This window comes from Paenibacillus sp. cl123 (assembly GCF_900101595.1).
Taxonomy (GTDB): domain Bacteria; phylum Bacillota; class Bacilli; order Paenibacillales; family NBRC-103111; genus Paenibacillus_G.
On the sequence record NZ_FMYY01000012.1, the window covers coordinates 14,279 to 38,647 of the forward strand.

Here is a 24,369-nt window from a genome sequence, read left to right on the forward strand (position 1 = left end):
TTGCGAATGGCGAGTACACGATTAACGGCGCGACCGTGACTGCCGATGCGAACGGCAAGCTGGCGATCGACAGTGGTTGGCTGGGTCAGCTGTTGTTGTCCATTGTGAAAAAGGGCAACGGCACAACTACGAGCGACAGTGCGTCGCAGGCGCTGAACGTGCCAACTCGTCCGGCGACCCCGACGGGAGTCGGAGCGACGAACGAAACGTACCCGAGCGCGGGCGACGGGACGCTGACTGGTGTGAATCCTGCGCTGGAGTACAAGCAGGGCACAGCGGGAGCTTGGACGAGCATCGCCGGCGTGGCGGTGACGGGTCTTGGTCCGGACACGTACTACGTGCGGACGAAAGCGACGGCAACGGCGTTTGCTTCTGCTGAAGCAGCCGTAACTGTAGCGGCGGGAATGACGCCATTGACGTATACGATCGCCCCAATCGGCAATGAAACGTTGGCCGCATTGATGCAAGGCTACGCTCCAGGCAGCCAGGAGATGAAGACGTTGACGATCACGCGTACCGGCACGGGCGATCTAACCAATGTGCGCGTTGAGCTTGGCGGTGCGAACGCCGCGGACTTTGAGTTGACGCAGCCGGGCACAACGACGTTGAACGGATCGATTCCGGCCACGACCTTCACGGTCAGGGCCAAGGATGGTCTGACGGCCGGCGTGTACACAGCGACGGTAACGGTCAAGGCGAACCTTATGGCAGACGTGACGTTTACAGTCTCGCAGGTAGTAATTCCGCCTGTGCCGTCAAACAGCACCCTGGACGTCACGACAGTCGCGTTCGACAGAAATACCGCAAATACGAATGCCGGACATTATGCGGACGCAGCGGTTAATTTGACCCTGAATGGAAATGAGCTGCGTGGCTTGCTGTTGAACGGGACAACCGTTACAAGCAGTGTGTACAGCCTCGACCATACCGGCAAGCTGACGATCTACAAGGAGTTCCTGGCGACACTGGAACCGGGTCCCCAAGTGTTCACGCTCGATATGAGCGGAGGCATTGATCCTACGCTCACCGTGATTGTAACGGACAGCACGCCGGGGAACAGTACGGTCGATAGCGTCACCGCAACCTTTGACCGAAATACCTCGAACACGAACGCGGGGCATTACGCGGACGTAGAAGTCAACCTTCAACTGAATGGCAATACGCTGCTGGGCTTGATGCTGAACGGGAACACTGTTACAAGCAGTGTGTACGCGCTCGATGCCGCGGGTAAGCTGACGATCTACAAGGAGTTTTTGCTGACGCTTGAACCCGGCACGCAAGTGTTCACGCTGGATATGAGCGGAGGCGTCGATCCTACGCTGACAGTGACTATTAACGACAGTACGCCGCAGAACAGCACGCTTGATGTGACGGCGGGCACATTTGACCGCAACACATCGAATACGAGCGCCGGACATTACGCGGATATAACGGTCAGTCTGACGCTGAACGGGAATACGCTTCTCGGTGTGCTGCTGAACGGAGCAGGCATCGGCGGCGAAAGCTATTCCCTAGATGGATCGGGTAAGCTTACGATTAAGAAGGAGTTTTTGGCAAAGCTAGGGAAGGGTTCGCATACATTCACGCTGGATATGAGCGCAGGAGCAGATCCAACGTTTACGGTGACTGTCACAGACAGCACGCCGGCGGAAGATCCTCAAGACACGAGCACTTCAGGTCAGCCCTCCTCCGGGGGAGTGAGTCCAGCGCCTCAGATTTCTGTAGATGTGTATGTAAACGGCAAAGCCGAAAGTGCAGGCACAGCTGAGCTGGAGCAAGTGAACGGCCAGTCGGTGACCACGATTAAGGTCGATCCGCAGAAGCTTGAAGCCAAGCTGGAGGCGGAAGGCCCGGGAGCTCTCGTGACCGTTGTCATCGGCCAGGAATCCGACGTGGTTGTAGGATCGCTGAACGGTGAGATGATCGGGAAAATGGAGCGGAAGCAAGGTGTGCTCCGGCTGCAAACCCCGGGAGCTTCCTATTCGATACCGGCTTCGGAAATCAACATCGAGGCGCTGGCTGAGCGATTGGGTGCGGCGTCGAAGCTTCAGGATGTGGAAGTGCAGATCCGGATTGCGGAGCCGGGAGCGGAGAAATCCGCTCAGGTGAGGAAGTCGGCTGCCGACGAAGGTTTTACCGTCATTGCTCCACCGCTTGATTTTGTGATCACCGTTCGGAGTAATGATGAGACAATCGAGCTAAAAGACTTTAACCTGTATGTGGAGCGGACGATCGGGCTTCCGGAAGGGGTGGACCCGAGTCGGATTACGACCGGTATCGTTATCGAGAATGATGGCTCCGTGCGCCATGTGCCGACTCAGGTCATCAAGTCCGACGGCAAGTATTATGCGAAGATCAACAGTTTGACAAACAGTACGTATTCGGTGATTTGGCATCCGGTCGAGTTCGCGGATGTGGCCGAGCATTGGGGCAGGACCGCTGTCAATGATATGGGCTCGCGGATGGTCGTTGAAGGAGTAGGCGACCATCTGTTCCAGCCGGATAAAAACATCACGAGGGCAGAATTTGCCTCGATTTTGGCCAGAGGGCTGGGGCTTCGGGTAGCAGCCGGCGCAGCAGCGGCTTCTTACGAAGATGTGAAGCCGGGCGACTGGTTCAGCGGCGCCGTGATTGCAGCGAGCAAGCTGCGGCTGATTGCCGGCTATGAAGACGGCACCTTCCGTCCTCAAGAGAAAATCACGCGCCAAGAAGTTATGACGATGCTCGCAAGAGCCATGGCGGTGACCGGACTGAAGGAAAAGCTGAGTCAGCCTGCTGCGCTGATTGAAGGATATGAAGATCAGGCGGACATCGCCGACTGGGCCGTCGACAGTGTGCGGGCCTCGGTCCAAGCCGGGATCGTGTCAGGCAGAAGCGGCACGCTGCTTGCTCCGCAAGCGTATATGACCAAAGCGGAGGTCGCAGCTGTCATGCAGCGTCTGCTCCGGAAATCCGAATTGATCGATTAGAGTTTACGTTTAAACAAGCACCGTCAAAGTCTGGGTAAACCGACTTTGGCGGTGTTTTTTATATTTCAGGGAACCATCGACAATGGAATACGGATCTGTACGTTACTGTTCGGGTCATCCTCGCGAGAAATACTATGCAATAATGGGCATCCGATTGGCGACTAAAAGTAGGGGATATGTGCGGAAAATCGTATAAACACATCCGGTTGGCGACTAAATGAAGGGGATATGTGCGGAAAATCGTATAAACGCATCCGGTTGGCGACTAAATGAAGGGGATATGTGCGGAAAATCGTATAAACACATCCGGTTGGCGACTAAATGAAGGGGATATGTGCGGAAAATCGTATAAACGCATCCGGTTGGCGACTAAATGAAGGGGATATGTGCGGAAAATCGTATAAACACATCCTGTTGGCGACTAAATGAAGGGGATATGTGCGGAAAATCGTATAAACGCATCCGGTTGGCGACTAAATGAAGGGGATATGTGCAGAAAATCGTATAAACGCATCCGGTTGGTGACTAAAAGCAGGGGATATGTGCGGAAAATCGTATAAACGCATCCGGTTGGTGACTAAAAGCAGGGGATATATGCAAAAAACCGTATAAACGCACCGACTTGCGACCAAATGTAGAGGACTTATACGAAAAGCCGTATACATGCAATCGGCTGGCGGCCAAAAGTAGGGGAGTGAACAGCTACGAGGCTTGCAAAAAGACAATACCCTGCTATAATAATAGTAAATATTACGAAATAGGGTGACGAGTTTGGCGAAAAAGTCTAAGGCACATAAAGAAATACAAAGACAAGCGCTGGTGGCGAAGTATGCAGAGCGCCGAAAGCAGTTGAAGGAGCAGGGCGACTATGAAGTGCTGAGCAAGCTGCCGCGCGATTCGTCGCCGACCCGGCTGCACAACCGCTGCCAGGTGACAGGCAGGCCGAGAGGTTACCTCCGCAAGTTCCAGGTGTCCCGGATCGTCTTCCGCGAGTTGGCTCACAAGGGGCAAATTCCGGGCGTTACCAAGTCGAGCTGGTAAGGCTGACCCAAGTCTGCATGCGAGGTGAGCAGGAATGGACCCATTTACGAGACGCAGAGTCGGACAGATTCTGGATGGCTATATTCAGTTAAAGGTTCCCCGGCAGGTGAGGGACTCGGTGCGTCTTACCTATAAGACCGAAGGAAACCGGCTGACTCTTACCGAGCATCGGCCCTCCGCTGACCGGAGAGGCTGGAGCGGAACGGATATCGTGCAATTTCGTCTGGACGGGAAGCGGTGGACGGTCTTTACGAGCACAGGGCCGGATGAATGGTCGCTGGTGGAAAGCATACGGCCTGCGGAAGATTTCGAGCAGCAGCTGGAGCAGGTCGAGCTGGATCATGAAGGGCTGTTCTGGAATCCGGATCTTTCAAGCGAGCAGGTATAAATGCAGGAAAAACATAGGCAGAAAAGCTCTGCGCAGGCAGCGGAGACTTTCCTGTGACAGTCCAAAGGAGTTTGGTTGGCAGCATGAGCAAAAATAAAAACAGCCGGTCTCTACCCAAATCCAAGGGGATGGAGACGGCTGCCGTGTATTCCCCGGCGGATTGCGCGGTTAAGGTGAAGCGGATCGTGCTTCAGCCGGGCAATCGGCAGATCCTCGAGGAGTTTATAGCCATTCTCGGAATGAAGGAAAAGTTCGCCGAGCATGATGTTCCGATCCCGAACAAAATCGTGATGTTTGGTCCCCCCGGCACTGGCAAAACGCTGACGGCCTTCTACATGGCGCAGCGGTTGGAGCTGCCTCTGATCGTCGTACGGCTGGATGCGGTCATCAACAGCTTCCTGGGAGAGACGGCGAGCAATGTCCGCAAGCTGTTTGACTATGCGAAGTCTTCTCCTTGCGTGCTGTTTCTCGACGAGTTCGATGCGATCGCCCGGACGCGCGAGAACAATGACGAAGTGAAGGAGATGTCGCGGGTCGTAAATACGCTGCTTCAATGTTTGGATGAATTTGAGGGCGGCAGTGTCCTGATGGCGGCGACAAATCTGGAAGAGGAGCTGGATCACGCGGTATGGCGCAGATTCGACACACGGATGACTTACCGGCTGCCGGATGATGCGGATCGTGAGGAATACGTCCGCCTGATGGCTGCCGGCTTCGAGCATGAGAAGGGCGTGGCCGAAAAGGCTGTCGACTTGCTTCAGGGAACGAGCTTCGCGGATATGGAGCAAATTTATCTCAAGGCCAAGCGCAAGGCTATTATTGCCAGCTCTTCGCTGACCTATGGAATATTGGAAGCTTCCTATCGGGAATACCAGCCAAGGAAGCAGGCTTGAAGCGGGTTACAGGTATATGGATTTCTTTCATCTCCATACCTCGGTATGACTTTTAGCGGATAAGCCATGTTTGACGTGGATGCTTCATGAAAAATGAAGCTTTAAGTGCCCCGCCCCAGCCCATTTCCAAGAGCGGCTGCGGACTTTGAGCTCTGAGTCAGCGGCCCAACAAGAGCGAGTCCTGCGAAGGAGGTGAACGAGACATGAGAGTGGTTGTGACATTGGCTTGCACGGAAACGGGAGACCGCAATTACACGACGAGCAAGAACAAAAAAACGCATCCGTCCCGCATGGAGCTTAAGAAGTATTGTCCGCGTTTGAAGAAAGTGACTTTGCACCGCGAGACGAGATAATAGACAGACGGGGATAAACGCCTTACAGCATCTATAGCAGCCATACGTTTACCAAGAAATCGAACGATGATCGGAGCTTATATTTTCTGGGATAGCGAGAAAGGCCGGGGAACTACGCCGGCTTTTTCTTACTGCCTGCCGCCGTTCGTATAAGTTTGTCCGACGGTTGGCTGCGGCAAAGGCAGAGTTGCAAGCTGTAATTATGCGGCTGCACCCGCATCCGCCGAGCCGCCGGGCGAAGAGCTGTCTGTGCGCTGGGAAGAGACCTGGGCAGCCCGACATCCGGGCTTACGGAGCGACAGCTGCCGACCGAGGTTGCTCTGGCGAGGGGCAGGCCAGATCGCGGAGCGCACGCTGGAGCAAATATTATGACGCCCACGGCGCTTATCCGCATACAACGCGATGATCATGCGGGGGGCCGGAAACCTCACGGGCGCAGGGGGAAACGGTCGGCCAACTGCTCGTTTATTTGGGCGTGCGCGTCAAGAGCAGGCGCAGTCTGCTGGAGCCGGCCTACGAAATCATAGCGCCGGACGAGTTGAGCGTCCGCGTCCGCATGCGATAGTCAACATATGCGGCTTCTTCCGGGACATGCTGATAAAGCATGTCCGAATGATCTCAGTCACCTCTCCCGGATTGACAAGGGAAATGGGACCATATATAGTATGGGCACAAGCTCACATTCGGGAGAGGTTAGGTATGAATGTTCTGAAAGCGCTTCGGTCGCGGAAATATCTGCAGCGAATTTTGCTGGGTTTCATGCTGGTTGTTGTGATTCTGGTGATGACCTCGGTCATCCTCTATTTTAATGCCCAAAGCAAGGTCGTCAGTATGCAAAATGACGCGGACCGCAAGCTGCTGACTCAGATCAATTATAACATTGAGAACATGAACGGCATCGTCAAGGATCTGGCCGTTTCCATCTTCAATGATGAAGATATGATCGCACTCAAATCCGGCGACGAATTCGAGCAGAGCATACTGAAGCTGGAAAGGTTGAACCGGCTAGTGGCTATCTCTCCGTATCTCCATTCGATTGTTTTCTATAACAGCAAGCAAGGCCGTTTTTTCTCTTCCCTTAATCATAATCTCGAAAATAATCAGATCCATGACGCCCTGAGCCGTTATGTGAAGTCGCATACGACGGTTCCTAAGCTGCAACTGATTCCCATGGAGCTGAATGGCAAAGGCGAAGGCTTTGATGTCTTTTCCTTCTTCGTGTACGATGGCCCCTCCGTTAATTCGGTTAACGGGAATTTCCTCGTGCTCAATATTAAACCGACCTGGATGCTGGACAATGTGGAAGCGCTTAATGCTCTGGCGGAGCGGGAAAACGATGTGATCTTCGTAACCGATAGCGAGGGTAAAGTGCTTATATCAAATGACGGCATGTTCCCCGAGCAGCTGGATATCAAGAATTCGCTGCTTCAGCGTATTACCTCCTCGGGCAACATGCTGGATAATTTCACTTACAGCCATAAAGGGGAGAAATACAGGGTGACGTATTTGACCCGGGGGATGAACGACTGGCAGATTATCAGCCTTCAGGATTACGATATCATGATGAATAGCATCCGGCAGTTGAAATGGACAGCTGCCGCGGTCACGTTCTCCGTTGTTCTGATGACAATCCTCATATCAGTCTATTTCTCCATCCGGCTTTACCGGCCTGTGGGCCATCTGCTTACGTTGGTCAGGCAGAGTGGAGCCCAGGATACGAACCTGCCCCAGGACGAGCTGTCCGTTATTGCCTCCAGCTATTCGGAGATGACAGACAAGCTGAAGGAGCTGGAGAAGGACCAGACGGCCCAAATCAACATCGCCAAGGTGTATCACCTGCGGAGCCTCATTACGTCAAGCGCAAGCGTATCCGAGCAGGAATTCGGGCAAAGCCGAGAGCAGTACGGCATCGATATTTTGCCGCAGGGAAGCCTGGCTGTGGCCGTGGTGCGGATCGATAACCTGCGCGAGCTGTCCAGTCGGACTACCGACACAGCGTTGTCGCTGCTTTATTTTGCAATTTCCAATATCGGGCAGGATCTTCTGTGCCGCCGCTATTCCTGCGAAGCCGCGGATATGAGGAGCGATCATTTGGTTTTTGTGATCAGCAGCCGCGGCGCCGGGCTAGAGCTTGACGGTCTTCATGAGGCGTTCCGGGAGGCGCAGGAGACGGTACGCCATTACTATAAAATTACTTTCTCCGTTACGCTGAGCCGCATTTTTGGCGGGTACCGGGAAATTACCACCCATTATTCGCAGGCGCTACGGAACTCCAATTACCGGATGATCTTGGGGAAGCAGGCGATTATCGACCCCGATAAGGTGAAAAATAACGAAGAATGCGAACAGTTTCATATTCCTCAGGCGCTGGAACGCCAACTGATAGAGGGATTAAAAAGCGGGGACAGGGAGAGCATTGAAGACGGCGTACAGCGATGGATGGAGCTTGTCCGTACGTTTAGCTTTGAGAATATGTTTTCAGCTTTGCTGCATATGGTGGTCACGCTTAACAATACCGTAAGTGAAATGAATTCTAATAAGCTCAATCCGGTTTCCGTCAATTTGCAGGTCATCAACCAGCGCATTCTAGAGAAGGAGACCCTGGAGGAAATCCATGTGGTGCTGATGGATGCGATCCGTGAAGTGTTCGATAAGCGTCAAAGCGGGCGCGACGAGAAATTGCGGCTGATTGCCGATACGATCAAGGAGATCGTGGGGAAGCACTATGCCGACCCCGACCTGAACGTACAGAAGATTGCCGATATGCTCCGGATGAGCCATGTTTATCTGGGACAGGTGTTCAAGGAGCAGGAGGGCATGACGGTGGTGGACTGCATTAACCAGACCCGATTGTCCCAGGCCAAAATCTATCTGGAGCACCAGGATCTAACGGTGGCGGAGATCATGGAGAAGGTGGGCTTCGGCAACGAAAGCTATTTTTACCGGCTGTTCAAGCGGCAGTACGGCACGACCCCGAAGGAGTACCGGCTAAAATCGGCGATCTACCGCAATTCCTGAAGCATAGGATGATATCGTTATCAAGCCTTCCGTTTTATGAACGGAGGGCTTTTCTATTTCACCAAATGTGGCTCGGCCCCGGGTTTACCCCGACTGTACAATGTTCAGAGCGCCCTCGGCGTCAGCAAAACGGAATATGTACAGATGATTTTACAATAATCTTGCGTATGTACAGTACCGTTTCTGCCGTTTCTCCCCTATTGTTAGACCTATCAGACCGCAGCAAGCGTATCGGACAGGAGGAACCAAACCATGCAAAATAAACAAAAATCATTTGCAGGGAGAGAGCTGCATCATTTCTGGAAAAATCGGGAGCTTTTCCTATTATCCTTGCCGGGAATCGTGTACAAGCTGATTTTTGCTTACCTTCCTATGATCGGTTTAATCATTGCCTTTAAGAAGTACAGGTATGACAAAGGGATATTCGGAAGCGACTGGGTAGGGCTGGACAACTTCAAGTACCTATTCACCGGAGACGCCGCCTGGCGGATCACCCGCAATACGATCCTGTACAATGCGAGCTACATGCTGCTCACGACCATGATCGCCATTCTGTTTGCCGTTTTACTTAACGAAATCCGGGCCAGATGGACGAAGGTTTATCAGACGTCGCTGTTTTTGCCCCATTTCCTCTCGTGGGTGCTGGTCGGATATATCGCGTATGCGTTCCTGAATCATTCCGAGGGCTTTCTTAACGAGCTGCTCGTTTCGTTCGGGATGGACCCGGTAAGCTGGTATCAGAAGGCGGACGCCTGGCCGTTTATTCTCGTGATCTTTCATATTTGGAAAGCGGTTGGCTTCTCCACGCTGATTTATTTTGCAGGGATCATGGGCATTAACAGCGATTATTACGAAGCGGCTAAGATCGATGGCGCTACCCGAATGCAGATGGCCACGCGCATTACGATTCCGCTGCTGGCGCCGCTCGTCATCATCATGCTGATCCTGTCCATCGGAGGCATGTTCCGCGGAGATTTTGGTCTGCATTATTTCATTCCCAATAATTCCGGTTTCATCTATGGGACTACCGATGTCATCGACACCTACGTCTACCGTTCTCTTCGCGAGCTGGGCGATGTGGGAATGTCTGCTGCTACCGGATTTTATCAGTCGGTTGTCGGTTTGGTGCTGGTGCTTACGGCCAACGGCATTGTCAAAAAGATCAATCCAGATCACTCGCTATGGTAAGGAGGCAGCGTATCGTATGAAAGAAAAATTTGAACTGCATCAAGGCATTATCCATCTGGTGTTTGCGATCATTTCCATTCTGATGGTGCTGCCCTTCGTTCTGGTCGTTATCATTTCGCTGACGAGCGAGAGCAGCATTCTCAAGAACGGCTATTCCTTTATCCCGGAGATATGGAGTCTTGATGCGTACAGCTACATTCTTCAGACACCGGAAATCATGCTGCGGGCCTACGGGATTACGGTTTTAATCACGGTGGTCGGCACCTTGTGCGGGCTGCTCGTAACAGCGATGACCGCTTATGTCATCTCCAGAAGGGACTATCGATACAACCGGAGCACCACCTTCTATGTTTTCTTCACCATGCTTTTCAGCGGAGGTCTTGTACCGACCTACATTCTCATGACGCAGTACCTGCATCTGAAGGATTCGCTGCTGGCCTTGGTTCTTCCGGCGCTGCTGTCTCCGTTTAACATCATGGTCATGAAAGGGTTCATGTCCAAGATTCCGCTGGAAATCATCGAATCCGCCAAAATCGACGGCGCGCGGGAATTCCGGATTTTCTTCACGGTGATTCTCCCGCTGTCCAAACCGGCCCTCGCTACAATGGGGCTCTTAATATCCTTCGGCTATTGGAACGAATGGTTCAATGCGATGCTATACATCGACAATCAGAAGCTCGTTCCGCTTCAGCTCCTGCTGGTGCGGATCTTGAACAGCATGGAGTTCTTGACGAGCAACGCGGAGTTCTCCAGTCAGATGGGGATCAACCTTGCGGAATTCCCGAATAACTCCGCCCGGATGGCGATTGCGGTTCTGGCCGGTGGGCCGATGCTGGTTATCTTTCCGTTCTTCCAACGATTTTTTGTAAAAGGCTTAACGGTTGGTTCCCTTAAGGGTTAACATATAAGAAGAATACAGGAGGTCATGTACATGAAAAAATGGATGAAGGTATCGATGGCGATGTCACTGGCCGCCACCTTATTGGCGGCGTGCGGGAATGGCAATGATGGATCAAGCGCTGAGGGAAGCGGTTCGCCTGCTGGCGGCGACTCGCCGGCGCCGGGCGCGGAGGCGAAGCTGTCCCCGGTCGAGCTGACGTGGTATTACCCTCTGTCCCAGTTGCAGCCGGATCAAGGGACCGTACAGGAAGCAGTCAACAAGATCACCAAGGAAAAGCTGAATGCGACCGTTAAGCTGATGCCGGTGCCGCTCGGCGACTATGTTCAGAAGATGAACACCATTTTGGCGGCCGGCGAGAAGTTCGATATTCTTTGGAACGGGTATTTGCTCAAGCCGGAGGAGCTGGTTCGTAAAGGCGCTATCCAGCCGCTCGACGATCTCCTGACCAAATATGCGCCGAATCTGAAGAAGGACGTTCCTCAGGTCATGTGGGACGGGCTGACGGTAGACGACAAAATTTACGGCATCCCCAATCAGCAAATTAACGGGAATCGTCTTGGTTTTATCGTGCAGAAGCGTTTTATCGACAAGTATAAGCTGGATGTCAACTCCATCAAGACGATTACCAATATCGAGCCGTTCCTGGAGCAGATCAAGAAGAACGAGACCGACATCATTCCGTTCGGCAGCACGTTTTCCAGCGCGGTTACCGGCTTGAATGCCGATAAGTTCTGGGTCGTACCGGGGCTCGACGATCATTTCTATATCAAGAAGGGGGATTCGACCTACAAGCTCTATCGCTACCCGGAGGAGGACCTCGACAATTTCCGCCTTGCGAGCAAGTGGTACAAAGCAGGTTACATCTTTAAAGATGCGGCAACAGCCAAGATGGCGGATTACGAGAGCAAGGGACAAATAGCGGTTATCTTCAACAACGTTCTGAAGCCGGGCGTCGAGGCGGAAGCAAAGGCGAAGTACGGCGGCAATGACGTGGTCGTGATTCCGGTAACGGACTGGTTCTCCAACGGCTATTCCGCCACCACGAATCAGTCGATCAGCCGGACGTCTCCTAACCCGGAACGTGCTATGATGCTGCTTGACCTGGTCAACACCGACAAGTCGCTCTACAACCTGCTGAGCAACGGGATCGAAGGCGTCCATTATGACAAGGTGTCCGACAATGTCGTCAAGGCGAAGGCGGATTCCCGCTATAAACCGAATATGGACTGGATCTTCGGCAGCGTGTTTAATTCGTACCTGAAGGAAGGCCAGCCGGCAGACGTTTGGGAGCAAACGAAGAAAGTCAACGCCACCTCGAACGTAAACCCGGTAGGCGCGTTCAAATTCAACTCGGACCCGGTCAGCACGGAAATCGCCAACTTGAATGCGGTATGGGGCGAGTACAAGAAGGGCCTGACGACAGGAACCCTGGATTTTGACGCCACTTGGCCAACCTTAAACGATCGTTTGAAGAAAGCCGGCGAGGAGAAGTACGTAGCAGAGGTTACCAAGCAGTTCAATGAGTTCCTGAAGAAAAAAGGACTCGTGAAGTAAGCAAGGAACATACGGGGTTAAAAGCGCTGCAGGTTCAGTCATCAAGGGAAAACGGATGGCTGGCCTGCAGCGTTTTCATGCCAATATTGAAATGGAGGGATTTAAGAGCATGTTGAGAAAGATGGTTATTATCTTTTTGCTTATCTCATTGGTATGGAGCGGCTTCCCGGTTACGGGAGCCCAGGCGGAGGAGGCCCCGGCTTCCGGGGCTGTCTTCTATGTGTCGAACAATGGAAGCGATACCAATCCCGGCACGTTGGAATCCCCTTTTCAAACACTGGAAAAAGCCAGGGATGCCGTTAGGCAGCTGAAGCAAGGCTCCGGCCTGCCGGACGGGGGCGTCACTGTCTATGTCAGGGGCGGAGTATACAGCCGCTCGTCCAGCTTCATCCTGGAGGAGCAGGATTCGGGAACGGCAGATAAGCCGATCACCTACAAGGCATATCCCGGCGAAAGCGTACGGTTGGACGGCGGACTGGAGCTGGAAAAAAACTGGTTCACCCCGGTAACGGATACGGCGGTTCTGAACCGGATTATCAGCACGGATGCCCGGACCAAGGTGCTGCAGGCGGATCTGCGCGGACACGGCATTACCGATTACGGTGTGCTTAGCCGCCACGGCTATTACCTGGCCAATGATGTCAGCGAGGTTCCGCCGATGGAGCTGTACATCGACGGCCAGGGCATGACGCTGGCCCGCTGGCCCAACAGCGGAACCGTTCAGATGGGCAAAATTCTGGATAAGGGCCCGGACCGCAAGTCTCCCGACCTGCAGACCCGAGGCGGCACATTTGTCTATAACTATCAACGCCCAGATCTTTGGACCCAAGCGGATGACATTTGGCTGGACGGTATTTTCGGATACAGCTGGGAGTGGTCCTACAACAAGATCGCATCCATCGATACGGCCAACAAAACGATTACGCTGGCCTACGGAGAGATGAGCGGCTTGTTCACCAATTGGTATCCGGACTTCCACTTCGCCCAGAACCTGCTGGAGGAGCTGGATATGCCGGGAGAATACTACATCGACCGGAGCAAGGGCGTGCTCTACTTCATGCCTACAGCGGCCTTTGAAGAGGAGAATCCCGAGATTACCGTCTCCATGCTGAAGACTCCGATGATCAACACCGTCAATGTCTCCCATGTCACCTTTGAGGATCTTATTCTCGAGAACGGACGGGATTCAGCCGTGGTCATCATGGGCGGCGATCATGTGCAGATTGTGAATTGCGAGATCCGCAACTTCTCCAACGGAGGCGTACGGATCAATGCCCCGAGCCGGTGGCTGTACAACGACTTCGCCAAGGCGGACGGGGTGAACCATACCGTCATAAACTCCCATATCCATCATATCGGGGGCACAGCCGTCATTCTCAATGGCGGAGATAAGCTGACGCTTAAACCCGGCAACAATGCGGTGGTGAACAGCCACATTCATGATTTCGCTTACTATCACAAGGCTTATAACCCAGCCGTGATTCTAACGGGAGCGGGGAACCGGGTCACACACAGCGAGATCCATGACGCCCCTCATCCCGGCCTCCTGATTTTCGGCAACGATCATCTGGTGGAATACAACAACATCTATGATGTCTGCAAAACGTTCTCGGATCTCGGCGCCATCTATATGAACCTGGGGGCTTCTCCGCAGGAGCGGGGCTCGGTCATCCGCAGGAACTACTTCCATCACATCGGAGAAGGTAAAGCCGGCGTGCAAGGGGTTTATCCCGACAACTTCACCATGGGAATTACAATTGAAGAGAATATTTTCTACAAGATGGGCAACTCGGCGGTTCTGAACAACGGCGGCTCCCATATCGGCACCCGCAATAACCTGTTCATTGACGCCAAGGTTCCTTACGAATTTGCAGACTTGTACCTGGGGGACGGTCCGGATCAGCAGATCTCCAAGAACTACATGGGCCCTTGGCATGCCTTATTCGAGAAATACAACAACTTCGAGGGGATGCCGCATTTGGTGAAATACCCGGAGCTTGCCAACTTCTTCACGGAAAACCGCTATTATCCGGATACTAACACGTTCCAGAACAATGTAGTATACAACCCGACGAAGACGAGAAGTACCGGGACGAATGCGCAAGGGGTGCTTGATCCCCGCAATCTGATGCAGTATGCGAACAACTGGGTGACGAACCGGGATCCGGGCTTCGTGAACCTGGCGGGCGGCGATCTGAATCTGAAGCCGGATGCGGAGGTGTTCCAGCAAATTCCGGGATTCCCGAACATTCCGTTCAGTGAGATGGGAACTACCGGGAAGGTCGGGCCTTATCTGGCGCCGGACTTGATCCCTGCGCGGGCCGTCAAGCTCTATGAGGACGCGATGACGATCGGAATCGGGAAAACGGCTTCCTTGAATGCGGCCGTTCTTCCTTGGAACGCGACCAACCCGGCCATTCAGTATACGTCCAGCAACCCCGATGTGGTGAAGGTGGATGCGAATGGCGTGCTGAAAGGGGTAAATTTGGGGAATGCGGTTGTGACGGCGATCTCATCCGACAACCCGCTGCTGAAGGACGAGGTTCAGGTCACGGTTGAAGTCGGCGATGGGATCATGGAGTATACAGATTTCGAGAACGGACGGAACGGCTGGCCGACCGATCCGAACCGGAGCATCGTGGAAATGAGCGACGGCAACCATATGTATAAGCTGCTCATGGGCGCCACTACGCTGAATGAGAACGATTTCAGCAATTACGAGCTGACCTTTAAGCTGAAGACCCCGGCGGTCATACCGGAAATTGCGACATTCTATGTCTTTGATCGGCAGAACAAGACTGGCAGTGGGGGCCGGATCGGTTATCGGAAGATCGCGGACGGTACTTCCTCCTGGATTCTCTATAACGGAGCATGGGCTACCGTTAAGGAGAATAAGCTTAGCGCTGCGGACCTGCAGCCGGACACTGTATACAACTTCAAGATCATCGTCAAGGGATCGGACATCAGCGTCTATGTTGACGACAAGCTCAAGCTGAAGGCATCCGATCAGACGCATAATCTTTCCGGCCAAGTCGGATTTTACGCCGGCGGCTTCAGCAGCCTCCTATTTGATGATATCAAGTTCTCAGTTCCCGGTAAGGACGTTACCGGATTGATGCTGGATAAGAGCAGCTACAACATGGTGGTAGGAGAGAAGCTGCCCCTCACGGTCCAATACGACCCGTCGGACACTTCCGACCGTGCAGTCGTCTGGCAATCCTCCGACTCGGAGATTGCCTCCATCGATGGCAATGGCGTGGTAACCGCCGTAGCCAATGGGGAGACCGAGGTGACCGTCACCTCACTGGTCAACCCGAACGCTACCGCTAAAGCCAAGATTTTCGTATCGGACATTTGGCTCTCTACGGATTTTGACTCGGGTGCTAACGGATGGCCGGTGGACCCGAACCGCAGCATCGTGACGGTGAACGGCAACAAGAAGTATAGGATTGTAAAAGGCGCCAATGCCCTTCATCCGAAGACGTTCGAAAACTACGATCTGACCTTTAAGCTGAAAACGCCGGCTGTGATCCCGGATCTGGGGACGCTCTATGTGTACGACCGTCAGGCAGGCGGCAAATCGGGCATTATCGGATATAAGAAATTTGCGGACGGCACCTCCAAATGGCTGCTGTATAACAAGGATTTTGTGGAGTTAAAAGCGAACAACCTGCCGAGTGAGGATCTGAAGCCGGATACGGAATATCAGATTCGAATCATCGCAGAAGGCACCAATGTCCGTGTGTACCTGAACGGAGAACTAAGGCTGGAGGCCTCTAATCCCACCGCCAATCTATCGGGAACGATCGGCTTCTACGTGGGCGGGTTCAGCGAGTTATGGTTCGATGATGTGGTTGTCAGGACGGTCAAAGTACCTGCAACGGCCATTCACGCCGATCCGCAAAGCCTCACACTTGAACCGGGCGCGAGCAGACAAATTGAAGCGACGGTCGTTCCGTCGGACGCGACAAACCGCAGGATCCGCTGGAGCACCAGCAATGCGGCTGTTGCAACGGTTACGGATACCGGGCTCGTCACCGCTGTTGCCCCGGGTACGGCGCTAATCATGGCCGTTTCCCAGGATGATGAAACGGTGAAAGCGGAGATTCCGGTTTCGGTTATAGCGCCGGAGTACCCCATTTTCAACCTGGATGAGCATCTGAACGACCGGGAGCACTGGACGGTGTCGGAATCGGTGAGTTTCGGCAACGGGACGGTCAAGATGAAGAGCAGCGGCGTATACGGCTATGGCGGGGCGAAATTCGGCAGCGGATTGATCCGGTTTAAAGCCAAGATCGACGAATATGGACCTGCAAGCGGGTGGTACGGTTTTGCGGTACGCTCCGAACGGACCGGCGATCCCGCCTGGGTGGGATCCAATACAGGCTACCTGGTGGTCATCAAGGAAAATCAGATCGAGCTGCAATCCTGGAAGCCGGGGCAGAAGATGCTGGAAATGCTGCCGAATACCGCTCTGCTGCCAAATGGGGAATATGATATCGAAATCGGTGCGATTCAGACCCCGGCAGGCGTGCGTTTTATTATGAACGTGGATGGGAAGCCGGTGCTGAACTATCTGGACAACGACGGAAACACCCGGATTGCTGCAGAAGGGTATTTCAATGTCTACAGCTATAATAACGGAGACAACTTTATAGAACTGAAGCCCGTGCAGGGACAGGGGGTTGTTCTCGAGTCGGTCCGTCTGGATGCGGAGCAGATCAGATTGGCCGTAGGCGAAAGCCGACTCATGGTGACCCAGGCTGTCTACTCCAATCAATCCGTCACCCAGGTGACTTACGGGGTTGTGTATGCGACGGATCATCCGGAAATCGCCGTGGTGAATGAAGCGGGACTCTTGACCGCCGTATCGTCAGGCACCGCCAAACTGACGGCGGAATACCAGGGCAAGCGGGCTGAGGCGATTGTAACTGTCACACAAGGCCAGGAGCCCGGTGATACGGCGCCTCCCGCCTGGACTGGCGGAAGAATGGCCGTAACGAACAAAGACACAACTTCGGTGACGCTGACCTGGTCCGGCGCATCCGACAATACAGGTGTGACGGGCTACAAGATTTATAAGGATGGCCAAGAGACTGCGACGGTGGCCGCAACGACATATACCGTGGCCGGATTGACGCCGGATACGGCCTATACCTTCCAGGTGCAAGCGGGTGATGCAGCAGGCAACTGGAGTGCGGACGGTCCGGCCATCACGGTTAGAACATTCAAGGTGGCGTCTCCTGTATCGGCCTCCGGAACACTTACAGGCTTGCCGACTGTACAGGAAGGCAAGGGGTATGAGCTCTCCTTCGGCCTGAAGCAGGTGACGGGCGAAATCGTGGGTGAGGATATGACCATTGGGTTCGACCCGGCATTGTTCCAGTTTGTTTCTGCGAAGTCTCTCTTGCCGAATGTTGCCATTGTCACCCAAAAGGTTAATGCGGACAGCGTCCGTTTGATTCTGGTTGGTACGGGCGGCAGCGGCGGTGCGGTGACGGCCGACGGAGAGGTGCTGAAGCTGCGGTTTATCGCGAAATCTCCGTCTCCGCAGCAACAGGCGGAGGGCCGATTTACGGTGCAGCAGAATGTCATCACCAATATCAAAGGTTTGGAATCGGAAGTCGTTACCGCGCCCCATTCGGTGACGATCCTGGCCACCGAACCTGGCGATTTGAATGGAGACGGCAAGATCAGCATCGGGGATTTGGGCATTCTGGTCGGCATGTACGGCAAAACCGATGCAGATCCTGAATGGAGTCTGTATGAAGCGGCGGATCTGAATAAAGACGGGGAAATCAGCTTGATCGATCTGACGATGATCGCCAGGAAAATGATCGGAGAATAAACAACTCCTATCGGAGAGCTTCGAGGAAGCGGGCTCGTGGAGCATGGAAATGCAAAGCGTGTGAATGAGGCTGTTCATTCACACGCTTTTTCTTACAGAAGCAGAAAGTATAAGCTCCTCCATAGCGAAGCTGCAAACATAACAAAGAAAGGAAGATGAATTCATTGTCGAAAAAGATAGGAATACTAGGATTGATTATACTTATGATGTGTATAGGTTTGTCTGCCGCCGCATTTGCCGAGGAGGGGCCAAGATTTTCGTTATCCGTATCGAAAACCGCTCCGGCTGTAGGCGAAGAGGTCGAAGTGGAAATCAAGGCGAGTCAGGTCAAGGACATGGTTGCCTTCGAGCTTAATTTATATTTTAATCCCGGGTTATGGGATACCGGCGCAATTCAATACAGCTCCGACTTGGCGGGCTTCAGTTCTGCGACGCAACAGAACTTGTGGAGCGAAGGACATTTTCAAGCGGTGTTTACTAAATTAAGTCGTGCAGCAGGTGAAAATGGAAATGTGACCCTTGGGAAAGTAAAGTTCAAAGCTAAAGCTAACGGGCTCGATACCTTTACACTCCGATCTCTTTTGGTAGGACAGTTAGGGGAACCTGAGGACAAATTCACGGAATACACGCCGAATGTCCAAGCCCAAGTTGTCATTCGTGACGGCGGTCCCGGCGGGAATAACGGCAATAACGGAAACAATGGAAATAACGGCAACAACGGCAACAACGGCAACAACGGCAACAACGGCAACAACGGCAACAACGGCAACAACGGCAACAACGGCAACAACGGCAACAACGGCAAAGGAAATGATCGGACTGCTTCCGGCTTTACGCTTCAAGTAACGGCTTCCCCGAACAAGGATGGAGCGGTTCAGGTTAGAGTGGATCCCGGCCAGCTTAAGAGCGTCATCGATCAAGCGGCTGGGGATCACGTTACGATTGCGATTCAATCCGATGCTGGAGTAAAGAGGGTCGACGTAGAAATCCCTATGGAACAAATTCGTTACGCCAATTCCAAAAACGTTCAAACGATTGCAATCGATAGCGGTCTTGCTACGGTGTACCTGAATAAGGATTTATTTACTCGAGCGGGCTCATCCGCTTCAGTTTTACAGCTTACCGTGTCGCAAGTGAATGCGTCATCTTTACCGGCAGCAGCTAGCGCGATTGTAGGCAACCATACGGTATATGATTTCGATCTGAAGCTGGATGGAAGAAGCGTAAGTCCATTTAACGGTAAAGAATTGACGGTAGAGGTGCCTTACACGCTTCAACCAGGAGAAGGACCGAGCAATATCGTCATTTATTATGTTTCTGACGGAGGCCGGCTTGAAGTGGTGAAGAATTCGAGATACGACCCGGCAACGGGTAAGGTAAGCTTTAAACCCAAGCACTTCAGCATGTATTTCCCCGCTTTTGCAAATGTTGCCTTCAACGACTTGTCGGAATCGGCATGGGCTAAGGAATCGATCGAAGCTCTGGCCGCAAGAAATGCGGTGAATGGCGTCGGGAACAACAGCTTTAGTCCCAATGGCCATGTAACTCGCGCGCAGTTTATTACGATGCTGGTCAATCTGTTCGATCTTGCCGACTCCACGGCAAAGAGCTCGCTGTCCGATGTTCATGAACATGCATGGTACTCCACCCCGATTGCAACTGCTGAGAAATTAGGCATCGTTGAGGGACAGGATAACGGCACCTTTGGAGTCGACGATCAGATTACGAGACAAGATATGGCGGTGATGATGTATCGGGTAGCCCGGGTATTAGGCATTGGATTGAAACCGACGGAACCAACAAGCCGCTTTAACGATCAAGACGCCATTGCAAGCTATGCTTCGGAAGCGGTAACCGTCATGCAGCAAGCCGGAATTTTGAATGGAATGAGCGAGGGGGTATTTGCGCCTCAAGGTTTCTCTACAAGAGCACAGGCTGCAGTGGTCTTGTACAGAATATACGACAAGAATTATTGAAGTTGGGTGAACGATTGGTGGTTGAGGCGGATGTGAAGCGCAGCAGGCAACTGGAGGAGAATAACCGGTAGGCGTATCACGCGCTGCTCGAAACGCTGCTCGAATCCCATCGGCGCAGCTGCTGGCAAGCTTCGGAGGAGGGGATGGAGCTATTGCGCAGCCGGAACATGGAGCTGGAGGGAGAACTGGAAGGAAGCATGCTTCTCTAGGCCGCCGTCCGACCCAGACTGCAGGAGAAGGAGACGCCGGTCGGGGGTCTCCTTCTCCTGCTTCCCTGGCGGGCAAGCGCGCTGTCTGCGGCTGCAGCCCGGCAAACGTTCCGCTTGGTTGACAGATCGGAAGAGAGGGAGTAGACTGATATTAAATAGTAATTATTACGAATAAATAAACAACCATCAATCAAGGAGGCATGCAGCGGTATGAGTACTCAAGCGCTGGAAGAGAAAATTCCCGTCACCGTCCTGAGCGGATATCTCGGGGCGGGGAAAACGACCATTCTGAATCATGTGCTGAACAACCGGGAGGGGATGAAGGTCGCGGTCATTGTCAACGACCTGAGCGAAGTGAACATCGACGCCGATCTCGTCCGCGACGGCGGGGGGCTGAGCCGCACGGAAGAAAAACTCGTCGAAATGTCCAACGGCTGCATCTGCTGCACACTGCGCGACGATCTGCTGCAAGAGGTCGAACGGCTAGCCAAGGAAAAGCGGTTCGATTATATTCTGATTGAATCTACCGGAGTCGGCGAGCCGCTGCCGGTGGCCCAGACCTTTACCTATGTAGACGAGGAGCAGGAGATTGATTTGTCCAAGCTCACCAGGCTTGACTGTATGGTGACTGTGGTGGACGCTTATCATTTCTGGCAGGATTACAATACCCGGGAAACCTTGAAGGACCGCAATCAGGAAGCGGGAGAAGGCGATACGAGAGGCGTTGTGCATCTGCTTACGGATCAGGTGGAATTTTGCGATGTGCTGATCATCAACAAATGCGACATAGTCGGCGAGGAAGAACTCATGAAGCTGGAAACCGCGCTGCGAGGGCTTCAGCCCCGGGCTAAAATCATCCGGACCAGCCATGGCAAGGTAGACCCGAGAGAAATCCTGAACACGCATTTGTTTGATTTCGAGCAAGCGAGCCAGTCGGCCGGCTGGATCCAGGAGCTGCAGAAGGAGCATCATACTCCGGAAACCGAGGAATATGGCATCGCTTCATTCGTCTACAGGCGGAAAATTCCTTTCCATCCGGAGCGGCTGCTGGCGTGGATGCAGGCGTGGCCGAAAGAGGTCGTCCGCTCCAAAGGAATTCTGTGGCTGGCGACGCGAAACCGGATGGCCGTTTCCTTCAGCCAGGCCGGCGTCTCGCGTACGATGTCGCCTGCCGGATTATGGATAGCGGCTTTATCGGAGGAAGAGGCTTTCGCCTACTTTGGCAGCGAGATTCCGAAATCTCCGGACTGGGACGATCAATGGGGCGACCGGGTGACCAAGCTTGTCTTTATCGGGGTCGGTCTGGACAGGGAGCGGATCGAACGCAGCTTGGACGAAGCGCTGCTGACGCCGGAGGAGATGAACAGCAACTGGCGATCCTTGAAGGACCCGCTGCCTAAATTCCAGGGCGCGTGAGGCCAATGCCCGTGAAAGAATTGCAAAGCTCGCTCAACTTGTTTACCGCTTGCCTTGGAGGAGAGAGCGTTTCAGCGTCCGGAAGCGCTGCAGGCGATGGGGAGACCGTCATCAGCATTCACTCCGAGCGGCATTGGCTGCGCAGGGAACAAGAACTGGAGACATGGGTGCGGGCGCCGAAGCCAAGGAGGAGGGCCAAGCAAACGGCGCTGCTGGGGAATATCCAGGTCGATGCCGAACTGCTCGGCGCGCTGACGCTGCTCAAGCGCAAGGGGCTTCACACGGAATTTTCTTGCGCGGGCGTCAGTCTGCTGGACGAGCCCGAGGATCATTCCTTGTACGCTTACATGACTTTAGCTGCCTCCGCCTCCGCGGACCGATTCGTTCGGCTGGCGATGCGGCGCATGAAGCATCGGCTGCTAGTGACCTTCGAGCCGGCACGCGGCCGTTACGATTTGTCTTCGTTTTACATCGGACACAACCGTTCCTTCTGCCGTCTGTTGGAGCGCTGTGCCGAGGTCTTCCGGTTTTCGGAGCATGGCGAGCCGGACTCCGGGACTGTCGTGGACGGATAACAGCCTGAAGCATGGCCTCTTATGTCAAAACAAGCACCGCCCAGGTCTGGAGCACAGACTTGGGCGGTGTTTGTTTGTGTTTGCGCAAAACCGTGTATATTTGTGGTTGAAATTATAGATTTCTCTTATTTCAGGGGCAGGAAGCGGATTGTAAGATAAAGAGAACGAGACGCAAGGAGTGATGCATGTGCAGATGCAGGTGGAAACGGACACAAGCAAGCAAGCGGGAAGGAGCTGGGCAGGGCGGCTGGCGAGAGCGGCTGAGCCGTTATGGGGGTATGCGTTTATTTCCCCGTGGCTGATCGGGCTGCTGGTGCTGACGATCGGTCCGCTGACCCAGTCGTTTTATTTGTCGCTGACCAAGTATAATCTGCTGGAGCTGCCGGTATGGATAGGCGCGGGCAATTACCGGGAAATCGTGCTGGAGGACGCAAATTTCTGGAAGTCGCTGCAAGTAACCTTTACCTATGTGGCGGTATCGGTGCCGCTCAAGCTGTTGTTCGCGCTGCTTGTGGCGCTGCTGCTCGTCCGCTCGCTGCGGGGAATGGCCGTTTACCGGGCGGTGTTTTATTTGCCGTCGCTGGTCGGTGGCAGTGTGGCGATCGCGGCGATCTGGCAAAATATATTCGGCGCAACCGGGCTGCTGAACAAGCTGCTCGGATTGTTCAGCGAGGCGCCTGCGATCGACTGGATTCATCAGCCGGGCACGGCGATCTACACGCTGATCGTGCTCGCCGTATGGCAGTTCGGATCTTCGATGGTGATTTTCCTGGCGGGACTCAAGCAGATTCCGCGGGAGCTATATGAAGCCGCTTCCGTGGACGGGGCGTCGAAGCTGCGCTCTTTTTTCTTTATCACGCTGCCGATGCTGACGCCGATCATCCTGTTCAATCTTGTTATGCAGATGATCGGAAGCTTTCAGATGTTTACTCAAGCTTTTATTATCACGAAGGGCGGACCGATCAATTCCACGCTCGTCTATGCGCTTTACTTGTACCAGAAAGCGTTTGCTTACTTCGATATGGGCTACGCCAGCGCGTTGGCTTGGATCTTGCTGGCAGTTATCGCGCTCGTCACGATGCTCATCTTCCGGTCGGCGCGACGCTGGGTGCATTATGAAACGTAAGCCTGAACATTCCATTAACTTCGAGGTGATGCCGATATGAAGCAAGCAAGTCCCTGGCTCCGCCATCTGTTTCTGTGCGTATGCAGCTTGGCCATGATCTATCCGCTTTTTTGGCTGGCGGGAAGCGCATTCAAGTCCAATGAAGACATTCCGAAGGGAACGCTGTGGCCCAGCGAGCTGCACTGGGAAAACTTCAGCAACGGCTGGCATGCGATTCCCGGGTTTACCTTTACGCATTTTTACGCGAACTCCTTATTCATCGCGCTGCTGTCCGTCGCCGGAACGCTTCTGTCGAGCGCGGTGGTGGCCTACGGCTTCGCCCGGCTGAGCTTTCCGCTCAAAAGCTTGTGGTTCGGCGTTCTTATGCTGACGCTGATGCTGCCGACCCAGGTGACGCTGGTGCCGCAATATATTTTGTTCAAAAGCTTCGACTGGGTCGGTACGACGCTGCCGCTGATCGTGCCTCACTTCCTGGCGGTCAGCCCGTTCTTCGTGTTCCTGATCGTGCAGTTCATCCGCGGCATCCCGCGCGATCTGGACGAGGCTGCGCGGATCGACGGCTGCTCGACTCCAGGCATCGCTTTCCGGGTGGTGCTGCCGCTGTGCAAGCCGGCGTTTGTCACGACGGCGATCTTCAGCTTTATTTGGACGTGGGATGATTTTCTGGGCCAGATGATCTACTTGACCGATACGGAGAAATATACGGTTCCGCTGGCGCTGCGGCTGTTTCTGGACAGCACGTCGGAGGTTACCTGGGGGCCGATGTACGCGATGGCTTTATTGTCGGTGCTCCCTTGCTTCTTCATTTTCCTGGTGGCCCAGAAATATTTTGTGGAAGGAATTGCAACCTCCGGGATTAAGGGCTGACTATTTACAAATCCGCCGATTGAAGTATGCTAGAGGTAGATGCAACA

Annotated in this window: 15 protein-coding genes; all 15 read left to right on the top strand. The window is 53.7% G+C overall.

The window, feature by feature from the left end; translation table 11 throughout:
• Positions 1 to 2,969, top strand: a 2,969-nt coding sequence (locus tag BLR08_RS18290; RefSeq protein ID WP_176835553.1) for a X2-like carbohydrate binding domain-containing protein, incomplete at its 5' end; no start/stop codon positions are given.
• Between the two features lie 771 nt (positions 2,970 to 3,740).
• Positions 3,741 to 4,010 (top strand): 30S ribosomal protein S14, encoded by a 270-nt coding sequence (gene rpsN / locus BLR08_RS18295; RefSeq protein ID WP_072331354.1) that lies wholly within the window; start codon positions 3,741 to 3,743, stop codon positions 4,008 to 4,010.
• Between the two features lie 34 nt (positions 4,011 to 4,044).
• Entirely contained in the window at positions 4,045 to 4,398 is a 354-nt protein-coding gene (locus tag BLR08_RS18300; protein ID WP_072331356.1) for a DUF3024 domain-containing protein, read from the top strand.
• An 83-nt stretch (positions 4,399 to 4,481) separates the two neighbouring features.
• Positions 4,482 to 5,291: an AAA family ATPase gene (locus BLR08_RS18305; protein ID WP_072331358.1), complete on the top strand. Its 810-nt coding sequence runs from the start codon at positions 4,482 to 4,484 to the stop codon at positions 5,289 to 5,291.
• A gap of 203 nt (positions 5,292 to 5,494) precedes the next feature.
• Positions 5,495 to 5,644, top strand: coding sequence for a 50S ribosomal protein L33 (rpmG, locus tag BLR08_RS18310; protein WP_072331360.1), 150 nt, complete (start codon positions 5,495 to 5,497; stop codon positions 5,642 to 5,644).
• A 699-nt stretch (positions 5,645 to 6,343) separates the two neighbouring features.
• Positions 6,344 to 8,662, top strand: a complete 2,319-nt coding sequence (locus BLR08_RS18315; protein WP_072331362.1) for an AraC family transcriptional regulator — start codon at positions 6,344 to 6,346, stop codon at positions 8,660 to 8,662.
• A gap of 252 nt (positions 8,663 to 8,914) precedes the next feature.
• On the top strand, positions 8,915 to 9,850 hold the full coding sequence (locus BLR08_RS18320; protein ID WP_072331364.1) for an ABC transporter permease: 936 nt from the start codon (positions 8,915 to 8,917) through the stop codon (positions 9,848 to 9,850).
• Positions 9,851 to 9,866: 16 nt separating this feature from the next.
• Positions 9,867 to 10,751: a carbohydrate ABC transporter permease gene (locus BLR08_RS18325; RefSeq protein ID WP_072331366.1), complete on the top strand. Its 885-nt coding sequence runs from the start codon at positions 9,867 to 9,869 to the stop codon at positions 10,749 to 10,751.
• A 30-nt stretch (positions 10,752 to 10,781) separates the two neighbouring features.
• Positions 10,782 to 12,305, top strand: coding sequence for an ABC transporter substrate-binding protein (locus BLR08_RS18330; protein ID WP_072331368.1), 1,524 nt, complete (start codon positions 10,782 to 10,784; stop codon positions 12,303 to 12,305).
• Between the two features lie 109 nt (positions 12,306 to 12,414).
• Complete coding sequence (locus tag BLR08_RS18335) at positions 12,415 to 18,153, top strand: Ig-like domain-containing protein (RefSeq protein WP_143014409.1); 5,739 nt, start codon at positions 12,415 to 12,417, stop codon at positions 18,151 to 18,153.
• A 164-nt stretch (positions 18,154 to 18,317) separates the two neighbouring features.
• Entirely contained in the window at positions 18,318 to 20,129 is a 1,812-nt protein-coding gene (locus BLR08_RS31195) for an S-layer homology domain-containing protein (RefSeq protein ID WP_176835554.1), read from the top strand.
• 419 nt (positions 20,130 to 20,548) lie between these two features.
• Positions 20,549 to 21,754 carry a GTP-binding protein gene (locus tag BLR08_RS18350; protein WP_176835555.1) on the top strand — a complete coding sequence of 402 codons (1,206 nt, stop codon included), beginning with the start codon at positions 20,549 to 20,551 and terminating at the stop codon, positions 21,752 to 21,754.
• A gap of 11 nt (positions 21,755 to 21,765) precedes the next feature.
• Complete coding sequence (locus BLR08_RS18355; RefSeq protein WP_371117471.1) at positions 21,766 to 22,329, top strand: hypothetical protein; 564 nt, start codon at positions 21,766 to 21,768, stop codon at positions 22,327 to 22,329.
• 193 nt (positions 22,330 to 22,522) lie between these two features.
• Positions 22,523 to 23,455, top strand: a complete 933-nt coding sequence (locus BLR08_RS18360) for a carbohydrate ABC transporter permease (protein ID WP_083537221.1) — start codon at positions 22,523 to 22,525, stop codon at positions 23,453 to 23,455.
• 36 nt (positions 23,456 to 23,491) lie between these two features.
• Positions 23,492 to 24,322 carry a carbohydrate ABC transporter permease gene (locus BLR08_RS18365; RefSeq protein ID WP_072331374.1) on the top strand — a complete coding sequence of 277 codons (831 nt, stop codon included), beginning with the start codon at positions 23,492 to 23,494 and terminating at the stop codon, positions 24,320 to 24,322.
• Positions 24,323 to 24,369 lie beyond the last annotated feature (47 nt).